Below are 12,745 nucleotides of genomic sequence, written 5' to 3' on the forward strand. Positions count from 1 at the left end.
ATTTAATATTCATATTTTTCATCTTAATAAAAAGGCTGCTCTTTATGTACTTTAGAGCAGTCTTTTTTTATTATTTTTATTATTTTTTAAAATTAGTGGAATGTTTATATTATCAATTTTCAACAGGCAATTCTACAAAAAAAATACTTCCCCCATTCTTGTTCTTTTTATATCCAATATTTCCAGAATGCAATTCTACTATACTTTTAGCAATAGCTAATCCTAATCCGGTTGAACTTTCCCCCTTTGTAGGAATTGTAGAGAGCTTTTGAAAAGGATTAAATAATAATTTTACTTCATTTTCAGGTATCCCTTTTCCACTATCTACTACCTCTAAATAAAAATACTTCTTGTTATTTTTTTTAATTATATTTGCATTCATATAAATTTTTGAATCAATTTTTGAATATTTTATCGCATTACTTAATAAATTATCAACAACTCGTTTAAAAAGAAATTTATCCAATTTAATAACAAAGGATTTAAATGGTGAATTAAAAATAATATTCTGTCCCTTATCTTTTGCAAAAATCATAAAATCATTAATAGATCTTTTTATTAAAAATATAATATCATCCTCAGCAAAATTAATTTCTACCTTCCCACTTGTTAATTTTGCATATTCGAGAAAATTGTTTAAAACATCCTGTATAATAATGGTAGCTTTTTCTAAAAATTCTATGTATTTTTGATTTAAATCATCTTTAATATTATTTTTTAAAGCATTTATCCCTATTAATATTACTGATAATGGATTTCTTAAATCATGACCTATAATTCTAATAAGATTATTTTTAAAATTTATATTTTCTTTTAAAATCTCATTTTTATCTATTTCTTCTTTTAACTTTAAAAATGTATTAATTTTAAATTTAAAATCTTCAAAATTAATTGGTTTGAAAATAATATCATTAACACCTAAATCTAATAAAAATTCAAAATTTAAAAATTCTATTTTTTCAACAAGAACCAGTATTGGTAATTCATAATAGCTATATTTGCTTCTTACATATTCAATAAAATCAAAACTTTTTTTATCCTCTGTAGAAGAATTTATTATTAGCAAATCTATTTTTGTATCATTTTTAATTAAAGTATATATTACATCTTCTATTTTTTTATAAACTATAAAATTAAAGTTTTTAGAAGAACAATAATTTACAAATGTTGATACAGTTGAAATATCATTATCACAAAATAAAATAGTTGGCCTATTTTTGTTTTCCACACTTTTAAGAGTATTTTCAATTAAATTTTGATTTTCTTTTATTATCTCTTTATTTTTGATTAAATCATTTTCTAAATTAAAAAATTCATTTTCAAAATTTGATTTGTTTTTATTTATAGCTAAACTGTCATCTTCCTTTTTACCATTTTTAAATTTATTATCAAAACTTTCCTTTTTATCATCATTTTCTCCTAAAATAGGTAAAGCTAATGAAATAGAAATTATTTTATTCTGTTTGGTTTTTATTATCAGTTCACCATTATGATTTTCAATTATTTTTTTAGCAATTGATAAATTTAATCCAATATCGCTATGTTTAAAATATTGAATTGGTTCATTACCGTTAATAAATTTATTGATAATTTTTATAACATCCTTATTTATTGAGCAAGATTTACATTTTAGAATAATCAATATTTTATTAGTAAGTAATTTATAATCAATATTAATTTCATCATGATCTATAAATCTAATTAATAACTCAAACAAATTAAAAAATACCTCTTCTAGTTTAATCCAATCTCCATAAATTTTAGGAAGTTCAGGGATTATTTTATTGTTAATTTTAATATTTTTTTCTTTAATATAAAAAGAAATTATATAAATAACCCTTTCTATTAATTCATAAAGATCTAAATTGTTAAATTCAAACCTCAAATCATTTGATTTTAGTTTTGTATAAAGTAAAATTTCATTTATAATTCTACTTAATTTTATATTAAGAGAAAGCAATGGTATTATTGATCTTCCATCAATGTTTTCATTTATATTTAATAAAGATTTTAACAAAGTTATACTATTTCTTACAGGTAACTCCAGCTCATAAGTAATTTTTTGAAAAAATTCATCTTTAATTCTATCAAGTTCAGTTAATTCTTTAATTACTATTTTTTGTTTCTCAATCTCTATCTCATTAAATCTTGTTTTAATTTTTACTACAATATAAATAATTCCTAATAAAAATAATATATAAATAATAAAAGCCCACCATTGAAAATAAAAAGGGGTTTTAACGAAAAAATTAATAGCAATTACATTTTTACTTAAAGCTTCATTATAATTTAAAGCTTTAATCTTTAAAACATAATTACCACCTTTTAGATTGGTAAATAATATAAAGTGTTTATTTCCATTATTAACCCAATCTTTATCATAACCTTCTAATTTATAAAAATAAACATTTTTTTCAGGAAAAGTTAAATCAAGGCATGTAGCTTCAACATAAATTTTATTTCTGCCTGGAGGAACTATTATTTTATTAAATGACTTAATATTTCTATTATTTAATATTTCATTTTCATTAATTTTTATAGATAATATCTGTAGAGGTGGATTAATATGATATACAATTAAATTATCTGGATTAAAATTAGTAAATCCATTAAGACCTCCAAAAAAAATTTCATTTTTATCTGTAAGTAAAAAGGAATTGTTTAAATACTCTTTTAATACCCCTTTTAAATTATAAAAACTTTTAATTTTATTTGTTTGTATATTATAATTAAGGATCCCATATTTAGTTGAAATCCATAAATTTCCATTTTTTTCTTCTACTATCCCAGCAATATAGACATTATAAAATAGCCTATCTTTTAAAATAGTTAAAGAATCTGATTTAATATCATATTTAATTAGCCCATTTTCTGAACCAATCCATATAATATTTTTATTCTTTTTAGAATGAGTTAAATTTAAAAAATTAGTTATTCTTATTGAATTTTTGTTGTTATTACTGTAATTAAAATAATACTCAATTTCATTAGAATTTTTATTTTTGAATCTAATTTTTAATAATCCTGATTCAGTTGCTATTAAATATTCATCTTGAATAATTTCTACTATGTCATTAACAACATGAGTATTAAGAACTTTTATCCCATTAAACAGGATATTTTCAAATATATCTTTATTTGAATTATAAACAAAAAGTCCATTATCTGTACAGGCAAAAATCCTATTTTGATTTTTATAAATTTTATTAACTACATTAGAACCTATACTATTTTTTTCTTTAGAATAAATATTTATTACATTAAACTTTGATTGAGTATCTATATTATAATCTAAATTAGACTTACCAATATTTAATTTAAAAAGTCCTTTTTCTTTAACAGAAATCCATAAAATATTCTTGTTTTCTTTAAGTATAGAAAGAATTTTCCCATTTAAGATCTCTTTTTGATAAATATTCTTAACTTCTATAATATTTTTATTTTCTAAATCAAAATAATTGATACCATTATTAGTACCTATTAAAACTTTGTTTTTGTCTATCTGCTCAAATGAAAGTATTTTATTATCCTTTAATTTTTTAAAAATTAATAAATTAAAAGAATAAAAATTAGAGGGTTTAATGTTAAGTTTTAAAAGTCCACCACCACGTGTTCCTATCCATAAATTTAAACTTTTATCTATAAACAAAGACCTTATATCATCTTTTGTTAACCAATTTTTTGACCTCTGATTTGCTTTTATAATTATATATTGTTTTGTTTTTACATTATATCTAATTAATCCTTTTCCATAAGTACCAATCCATATAGTATCTCTATATTTAACAATTGCATTAATTGGAACATTGGGTAGGTTATTTAAAAAATTTAATTCTTTTTTAAGAGTATCATAAGCATAAACACCTTTTTCTGTTCCTATCCATAAAATTCCTTCATTGTCACCATAAAGTGTTCTAATTGTAATATTTTTTAAAAGAATCTGTTTAAATTTATCCTCCTTTTCATTATAATAATAAAGTCCATAATTTGTTCCAACCCATATCTCTCCTGACTTATCTTGAGTTATTGTCCAGATCCTTTTTGAAGGTTCATTTATAAGATAATGTTTAAATTTATTTCCATTAACTAATAAATTTAAACCATTTTTATAAGTACCAGCCCACAATCTTCTATTTTTGTCTTCAAATACTGCCTGCACCCTATTTCCACTAATTGAATCTTTATTTTTTTTATCATTTTTGAAAATTATAAACTTACTTTTTAATGAATCATATAAATTTAAACCACCTCCCCAGGTTCCAATCCATATTTTATTATCTGTGCTTGCAAAAATTGAAGAAATATTATTTGAAGATATTGATTCTAAATTAAGTGGATCATTTCTAAATGATTTAAAATAATACCCATCATACCGTGTTAGGCCCCCTTCACCACCAAACCATAAAAATCCATCATTATCTTGAAATATTGAATAAATTACTAAGCTTTCAAGGCCATCTTTCATTGTAAAATTAATAAATTCATAATCATAGCTTGGATCATAAAATGAAAAAAATGAAATTAAAACTGGTAATAAAAATATAATTAGTAATCTATTAATATTGTTTTTATTTATTTTCTTTAACAAATTTGTCTCTTTCCATTTTTATTTAATTCTAATTTATTTCTTCAGTAATGAAAAATTTATTAAAATGTTCATAAAATTTCAAAGGCATTTTTTTTATTTTTAAATCCATATCTGTAAAAGGATGAAGAGTTTTACCAGTGGCAATAATTTGATTTTTATCATTAAAAATCTCATATTTTAAACCTATTTTTACATTAGTTAATTCATATATAGAGGTTTTTATCTCAATCCTGTCAGCAAATCTTGCTGGTTTTTTATAAATAACTTCAACCTTGTAAACAGGTAACATATATTTTTCATGTTCTATATATTCATAAGGTAGATCAATTTCCCTTAAAAAATGTAACCTTGCTTCTTCCATCCATTTAACATAATTTGAATGATGAACAATCCCCATTTGATCAGTTTCCCAATATGCTACCACTTTTTTATAATTTTTTATATTTCCACCCATAAAAAAACCTTTGTTACAATAATATATTAATTCATAACTAATTATAATTAAATCATCCTTTTTTTCAATAAGAACATGTTTATTTTAACTTTAAACAAATGATTAAAAAAAACCTATTTTTGTTAATAATAAAATTGAAATTATTGATATATTAAAAAATAAGAAATAATTCTATCCTTATTATAATTTTTCTCACTAAGTTAGTTATATAAAATATTAGTACAATCTATCTAACATAAAAACAAAACCAAAATTTTTAATCTATTAGCCTTTGGCAACTAACAATCATTCGAAAAATTTTAATAATGATAGATATAGCTTTCATTTATTTAATTAAATATACCAATTTCAACTTTATTATTAACTGTACAAACCACGAAGTCATTATATTTCTTAAATCTTTGGCAACTGACATCCACTCAAAAAATTTTAATAATGATGGATATTAATTTTTATTGTTTATTTAAATATAGAAATTTCAATTTTCTTATTAATTGCACCAACTACAGGATTTTTTTAAATAAGCTATTTTACTTGAAGCTATACCTGTACATATATTAAAATAACCATTACTTATTGAATTATCTAAATTATTTTTATAATAAAAAACTGGAAAATATCCTGATGGTATTGATAAATTGAAATAAATATCATTTATTGTATTTGTGTAAAATGTATATTGAATCCCAATTGATGGACTTGATAATCCACCATAATAATTGAAAACAAAATATTGTCTTGTTTGTTCATTAAAATTTTCATCATAATAAGTTTCAACCTTATATATTTTTTCAAAATTAACATCAAATGGTAGATATAAACAAACCTCTAAAAATTATTTTTCAGATAATCTTCAAATTTTTTCATTAAAGACTTAAAATTTTTATTAAAAGAAAATTTAATTAAATCATCAACTGTATCATACTTATAAAACATTAAATTTTTAGTAAATAAATAGACATATTTAATACCATATTTTTCTAATATAAATTTTGGAAACATTATTCCTAAATACATTGGTAAATATGAATTATCATCTACAAATCTTAAATAATAATCTAAATTTTTTATATCCTTAACACTTATTTTTGGTTTAACATATTCTAAAGCTTTATAATATATTTTATTCTTTCCATTTTCAAAATAAATATATTGTGAGTTTGTAGTATTATAAGAAAACATATAATAAATTAAAAAAATAAATATTATACCAAATAATAATATTAAAAAATATAGTTTTATTTTTGATTTAATCATTTTTTTAATCCTCTATTTTTAAATAATATTCTCAAAATTTAATTACAATTATGTATGTTGCAATATTAAATAAAAGGTGAAATAAAAAAGGGTAAATAATTGATTTGGTCTTTGATTTATACCAATACAAAAATTGATAAAGTAACACCAATACAATTATATAAAAAGGATTAAAATATAGATATTTAATATGTATTAAAACATTTATAGAAAAATAAAAAGAAATATTTTTTAATTCATAATTTTCTAATCTATATTTTTCTTTTAACATAAAATATTTTTCTTGTTTATATATTAAATAATATCTAAAAAAGTATTCCTCAAAAAATGAATAATAAAAATTTATAATTAGATAAAGTAAAAAATTTTCTGGTAAATTTAAAACAATAAAATCTGTACCTTCTGAATGATAGTATAAAAGAATAGTTGTTGGTATTATTAATAAAATTATAATAAAACCTAATCCATAAATTAAATTATTTTTTTGAAAAGTTAATTTCAAATTTAAATTTCTTAAAATATTTTTATCTTCTTTTAGTATAAAGTTTTTAAATAAAAAAAATAATATAATAAAAAATAGAATATTTTGAACTATTAATATAATATTATCAATATTAGCAAGTAACTTAATATTGAACAATAAACTTATTTTTTTGTAAATTAAATTAAAATACAATAAACTTATTGTCAAAATAAAGAAAACCATAAATAAAATAATTGATTGATATATATAAATTTTTTTTAATTCAATTAATTTTCTTTTCTCTTTTTCTTTTTTAATATTACCTTCTAGATTAACTAATTTATTTTTTAATTTACAATATAATTTAAAACTTAATGATATTAAAATATAAATTGTTATAAAAAATAACAAAAGAATAAATAAAACAAAATATATTCTCATTTTTTTACCTCTTTAGGAAATATCAAAACCCTGTTTATATCCATAACAAAATCTTTTTTCTTCTTTTGATATTATTTTAAGTAATTGATTATTATAGTTGACAAGATTCAAGGTAAAATCATTTAATCCATTACTTAATTTTTTATTATTTTGTGAAAAAAGGAAGGAAGTTGAAAAAAATAATAAAAAAATAATTAATAAAATAAATAAAACTTTTTTAATAATACTTCTTTTTACTTTCAAATACATATTTGAATCCAATACTGTATTACATTTATTTTAATTAATTATTTAATTTACTTAAAAATGATTTTGAAAATTTTTAATAAATGTCAAAAATTTGTCAAGTTATTTTTTAATTTTTTACTTTTTATTTTTATGTTTGGTTCAATTTCAAAATGAATGGATAAAAATAGTTTAAAAAAAATAATTTCAGTATCATATAAAAAGGCACATAAATATTTAAAAAGTTTTGCAAAGAAGATAAAAAAAGAGGATATTGTTATAAAATAATGATTATCTTAAATTAAAAATATTACAAATTTTGTGAGCTTTAGTTTAAATACCAATATATTATAAAAGAAAACCTAATGTTTAATGCTCTTGAATTAAGAACAGAAAATAAAAATTGATCAAAACTTTCTTAATTTTTTTGCTCTATTAATATATACAGGTTTTAACTTTCTAAAAGTTTTAATTAAGAAAAAAACCCTTATAATTAAAGGTTCTGAATTTTCAACAAATTGTTCCTGTAAACACATTAGAGAAAAATCAAGACCATATTTTCTAAAATATTTACAGGGATAATCACTTTTTATATCATTAGTAGAAGATATTAGTATGTTAACAATTTTATTTTTTTTTATTTTATTGATATAAAAAAATGTATCTAAAAATTCTAATGTCTTTTTTTCTATCTCTTCTTTGCTATCAACTTCAAGTGAATAAGCACCTCTAACAGCTTTTATCATATTTGTTAACCTTTTTCAGTTTTTTAAAGAATATTATATTTTAGATGTTTTTCCTCTTATTTAATGTTTTTTTATCTTTCCAATATTATTTTATATCTTTTTTAAATTTGTTTGATATTATCTTTTTATTTTTTTTATTGGATATTATTTTTTTACTTTTGTTTAATTAAATCCCCTTGTTTTATCAACTGCTTTTTAAAATATTTATTTAAGAAAATATTAAAAATATATTTAATACTGATATTAATATTTTAATTTAAATTCAACTTAAAAAAACCAATTATCTATTTAAATTGTTAACTATATTCCTTTAAGAGAAAGATCTATTGTATCATCAATAGATTTTTGTAAATATTCAGGTAGAGATTTAATTTTCAAATCAAGAAAACCTTTAATAATTAATGAAATAGCTTCATCCTCTGTAAATCCCCTTGCCTGAATATATTCTATTTCTTCTTTTGCTATTTTTCCAACTGCAGCTTCATGAGAAAGATCAATATTTCTAGCCCTTCCATTCAACCGAGGAATCGCATCAATAACACCATTTTCATTTAATAAAATTCCAGAACATTCCATATGCCCTTTTATATCATCAGCCTCACCAACTAATTCAATTGGAGAAATTATTTCACCTCCAGCACTAACAGATCTGCTTATAATTTCAGCAGATGTATTCTTTTTTCTCATATAAACTTTACCACCAATATCAAGATGAGTTCCTTCTGGAGCATAAAGAATTGAATAAAGCTGAGTTTTAGCATTCTCTCCATTTAAATAAACAACTGGAGCAGATTGAGTAGATTTTACTTTTTTCATTGAAACATAATTTGAGATAAAAGTAGCATTTTCATTTACCTCAATTGAAGATCTGGGACGTACTAATACATTTTCACCCCAATCATGTATCATTGTATAACTTAGTAAACCATTTTTTTTAACAAACATTTCAGTTATGCTTATATGTGCTCCCTCTTTCACATAATTCGCAGAAGCACAACCATTTATAATATGGAGTTCTGCACCTTCATCAACAATAATTAAGTTATGAACTGTTTGTTTTAATCTTGTGGATTTTATATAGAAACATGCCTGTAATGGAAAATCAGCTTTATATCCTTTTTGGGCCCATATAAAATATCCATTAGCATCGGCAGAAGAAACATCTTGTGTATATTCATCTTTAGTCTTATCAACAAGTTTCCATAAATATTCTTTTATCCATGGATATTTTTCTTTTGCTTTTTTTAATGGCAATAATATTAATCCATCTTTATCAAGACTAATTTCCGTATCATCATTATCTACCATTACAAAAGTGCCTTCTCTTTCTTCTTCTTTAAATTCTATTCCAACATTTTCTATTTTTTCCTCATCTTCAGGTTTTAAATTTAATATTTTTTTCATAGATTCTAAATCTAATTTTTTCATATTTTTCCTCTATTTAAATAAATTTTTTATTTTTATAATTAAATTTATAATAAATCTATCACAGTTAATGCAATTTATAATATCAAATCAAAATTAATTTAAGAATCCCCATTCTAATAATTTTATTTTAATAAAATTGATAATAACAAATAAAGTTAATAATAATATTTTAATAATAATATTTTAATAATAATATTTTTCTTAAGTATCACACAATTTACACTCTTTAAAACCATGTTTCTCAATATTTCTGAAAACTTCAGTTGGAATTCCATTACAAATAAGTTTTCCATTTAATAAAACATGTGCTTTATCAGCATCTATATAGTCAAGTATATAACCAGTATGTGTTATAACTAATCCCATTTTTTTTCTAATTTTTTTCTTGTCTTTTTCTAATATTTGTCTAATAATTTTTCCTATAATTTTTAAATTTTCTAAATCAACACCTGATTCAGGTTCATCAAGCATTATAAGGTCTGGATTTTGTGCAATGAGTTGTAAAATCTCTGACTTTTTCAATTCACCACCAGAAAAACCAAGGTTAATATCTCTTGAAAGATGTGCTTCAAATTTAAAAAGATCAATAACTTCTCCAAGAATAGTATCATGATTTTTATTTAAAAGTTTTAAAAGAGAATATAGTTTTACTCCTTTAATAGAAGGAGGTTTTTGAAATGAAAGCCCTATTCCAAGTTTTGCTCTTTCATCAGTTGTCATATTTGTAATATCTTTACCATTAAAATAAATTTTTCCCTTTATAATATCATAATTTCCTATACCCTGAATTACTTTTAAAAGAGTTGATTTACCAGAACCATTTGGTCCAAAAATAACATGAATTTCACCAGTTTTTATTTCAAGGTTTATCCCTTTTAAAATATGCTTACCATCAACTTTTACATGCAAATCATCAATAATAAGACCACCCGTTAAATCAATCTGTTTCATTTTCTCTCCTATTATTTAAATTTAAAATCAACTTAAAATTAGTTTCAAATCAATTTTAAATAATCATCAAACAATTTTTAATTAAAAATTTTAATCATATCATGTCAAAATTAATATAATAATTTACAATTTAAAAGAAAACTATTTTTTTAAATACTAAATTGAAATAATTGAAAAATCTATTAATAATATAGTATAAAAATATATGTTTTAATTAAACAATAATTTGTTTAATTTAAAATAATTTTGTAAAAAAATATTTTTACTTAATAAACATTGTAACTAATATTATAATAAATTATTGTGAAAATTATAAAAAAGGGAAAAAATAGATGGATGATAAAATTAAAAACTTATTTAATATAGCAATTGAGATAGAAGAATTAATGGAAAAGTTGTATTTGTATTATTCAGAAACATTTACAGAATATTCAAACTTTTTTATTGAGATCGCAAAAGAGGAAAGCGAACATGCTGAATTATTACAAACAATCTTTAAATTAAAAGAGATGGATATCAATATTAAAAATTTTAATCTTTCTACAATTGATAATTTATTAGAATTTAAAAATAATATAGAACTGACCTTAAATAAAGTTAAAGAGAAAAAACCATCCCTAAAAGAAGCATGCCTTATAGCACTTAATTTTGAAAACTCTGCTTCAGAATTACATGTTCAGGATATTATAATAAATTCTGAAGATAAATACATTAAAAACATAATTAAATTTTTAGGGATACAGGATAAATACCATTCAGACAAAATATTGAATTTTATAAAAAAAAACAACATTTTTTAAAATAAATTATATAAAATTTATTAAAAGCTATTTTAATTACAAATCAGTTTTAAATTATAAAAAATTTCAAAGATTTTTTTATGTAGAATGAAGCTTTAATCCTTATATTTTATATATAATTCAGGATCCTGAAAAAAAAGATATTATTTATACAAACTATTTATTCAAATCGTTTACCTCTATTAAACTGTTAACCCACACATAACAATATTTTGGGTCAAAAGCTCCTTCAGTTGTTTTCCCCTTTATTGACATAGTTGTGTCAGGTATAACTTCACCAAGTTTTTTTATTACTTTATCTTTAATTTTATTGATTTTAATAATGTCACAAATAACTGTTATATCAATATTATTAATACTAATTGTGCTTTTAGAGATATTATTAAAATCAATATTAAATTTATTTGAAAAATTTGATAATATGTCCTTTTTAAATAATTTAAAAAAATCCTTTTCCTTTAATAAACTACCATTTAATAAATTGATGACATTTTTCAATATACTAATTGAACTTAAATTTTTATTATTTATATCATTATCTGGAAAAAGCTGCCCTATATCAACATTAAAAATTGGAGAAATCAAAGAGTCAACTATTGCATGAATAACAATGTCTCCATCAGAATGAGCTTTAAACCTTTTATTATTGTCATATATTTTTATACCACCAAAAGCTAAATAATTTATTGGATCTCCCTTTTTTGATTCAACTATTTTATGACAATCAAATCCATTTCCAATTAAATACATTTTCCCTCTTTTGTAATTTTAAGTTTACTAATTTTAAAATTATCTTTATTTTTTAATTTTTTTATACCATTTTTTAATCATTTTTTGTATTTTTAAAAATTCTTTTTTTTCTAATAATCTTTATAATTGTACTGTTTACTGCTTTACAATTTTACTCTATTTTTTTTATTTTTAACTTATAATTGAACCCTTTTATGTTTTTTACCTTTATAACAATAATTACATCCATAAATATAAACTTTTTTCTTTCCATCAGCTTCAAAATATTCACCATAAAGGCAATCATCTGGTTGAGTTAATATTGAACCACATAAAGGACAAATGCGTTTCTTTTGTTTTTTTTGTTTATTAACTTTTACTTTTTCCTTTTTATTTGTAAAGATTAAATAAATTAAAACTAAGTTTAAAATTGATAAAATAATAATTACTATTATCTCCATAATGACTTCTTTTTTTTTATTAAATACAAAGAATTTAAAATAATCTAAAAATAAAATAAATTTTAATTATCCTATCAATTATGATTTTACCTATCAAAATTTTTTTATAATAAAACCTTTAGCAATAATCTATTTTATAATAATATTTATATAAAAATCTATGGTTGATGTCAATATTTCTATAGAGATGCTAAATTAGTTA

11 protein-coding genes are annotated in these 12,745 nt (G+C 20.4%); 1 reads left to right on the top strand and 10 read right to left on the bottom strand.

Annotated elements, in window-relative coordinates; translation table 11 throughout:
- Positions 1 to 112: 112 nt before the first annotated feature.
- The 8 genes from ACZ5EC_RS07155 to ACZ5EC_RS07190 all read right to left on the bottom strand — a co-directional run bounded on the left by ACZ5EC_RS07155 (position 113) and on the right by ACZ5EC_RS07190 (position 10,553).
- Positions 113 to 4,588, bottom strand: coding sequence for a two-component regulator propeller domain-containing protein (locus tag ACZ5EC_RS07155; protein ID WP_464301799.1), 4,476 nt, complete (start codon positions 4,586 to 4,588; stop codon positions 113 to 115).
- Between the two features lie 28 nt (positions 4,589 to 4,616).
- Positions 4,617 to 5,042, bottom strand: coding sequence for an acyl-CoA thioesterase (locus ACZ5EC_RS07160; protein ID WP_464301800.1), 426 nt, complete (start codon positions 5,040 to 5,042; stop codon positions 4,617 to 4,619).
- Positions 5,043 to 5,870: 828 nt separating this feature from the next.
- The gene (locus tag ACZ5EC_RS07165; protein ID WP_464301801.1) at positions 5,871 to 6,299 is read right to left on the bottom strand and encodes a hypothetical protein; all 429 of its coding nucleotides are present in this window, start codon (positions 6,297 to 6,299) and stop codon (positions 5,871 to 5,873) included.
- Between the two features lie 31 nt (positions 6,300 to 6,330).
- Positions 6,331 to 7,203 (bottom strand): CPBP family glutamic-type intramembrane protease, encoded by an 873-nt coding sequence (locus tag ACZ5EC_RS07170; RefSeq protein WP_464301802.1) that lies wholly within the window; start codon positions 7,201 to 7,203, stop codon positions 6,331 to 6,333.
- A 12-nt stretch (positions 7,204 to 7,215) separates the two neighbouring features.
- A complete protein-coding gene (locus ACZ5EC_RS07175; RefSeq protein WP_464301803.1) occupies positions 7,216 to 7,452 on the bottom strand; it encodes a hypothetical protein in 237 nt (78 codons plus the stop codon).
- 383 nt (positions 7,453 to 7,835) lie between these two features.
- Positions 7,836 to 8,174: a chorismate mutase gene (locus tag ACZ5EC_RS07180; RefSeq protein ID WP_464301804.1), complete on the bottom strand. Its 339-nt coding sequence runs from the start codon at positions 8,172 to 8,174 to the stop codon at positions 7,836 to 7,838.
- Positions 8,175 to 8,474: 300 nt separating this feature from the next.
- Positions 8,475 to 9,602: a SufB/SufD family protein gene (locus ACZ5EC_RS07185; protein WP_464301805.1), complete on the bottom strand. Its 1,128-nt coding sequence runs from the start codon at positions 9,600 to 9,602 to the stop codon at positions 8,475 to 8,477.
- A gap of 201 nt (positions 9,603 to 9,803) precedes the next feature.
- Positions 9,804 to 10,553: an ATP-binding cassette domain-containing protein gene (locus ACZ5EC_RS07190; RefSeq protein WP_464301806.1), complete on the bottom strand. Its 750-nt coding sequence runs from the start codon at positions 10,551 to 10,553 to the stop codon at positions 9,804 to 9,806.
- Positions 10,554 to 10,885: 332 nt separating this feature from the next.
- Here ACZ5EC_RS07190 and ACZ5EC_RS07195 point away from each other — a divergent pair, with 332 nt between their 5' ends.
- Entirely contained in the window at positions 10,886 to 11,353 is a 468-nt protein-coding gene (locus ACZ5EC_RS07195) for a ferritin family protein (protein WP_464301807.1), read from the top strand.
- A 156-nt stretch (positions 11,354 to 11,509) separates the two neighbouring features.
- Here ACZ5EC_RS07195 and ACZ5EC_RS07200 read toward each other — a convergent pair whose 3' ends face one another.
- On the bottom strand, positions 11,510 to 12,103 hold the full coding sequence (locus ACZ5EC_RS07200; protein WP_464301808.1) for a 2-C-methyl-D-erythritol 2,4-cyclodiphosphate synthase: 594 nt from the start codon (positions 12,101 to 12,103) through the stop codon (positions 11,510 to 11,512).
- 176 nt (positions 12,104 to 12,279) lie between these two features.
- Positions 12,280 to 12,543: a hypothetical protein gene (locus ACZ5EC_RS07205; RefSeq protein WP_464301809.1), complete on the bottom strand. Its 264-nt coding sequence runs from the start codon at positions 12,541 to 12,543 to the stop codon at positions 12,280 to 12,282.
- Between the last annotated feature and the right edge of the window lie 202 nt (positions 12,544 to 12,745).

This window comes from Exilispira thermophila, assembly GCF_055389015.1.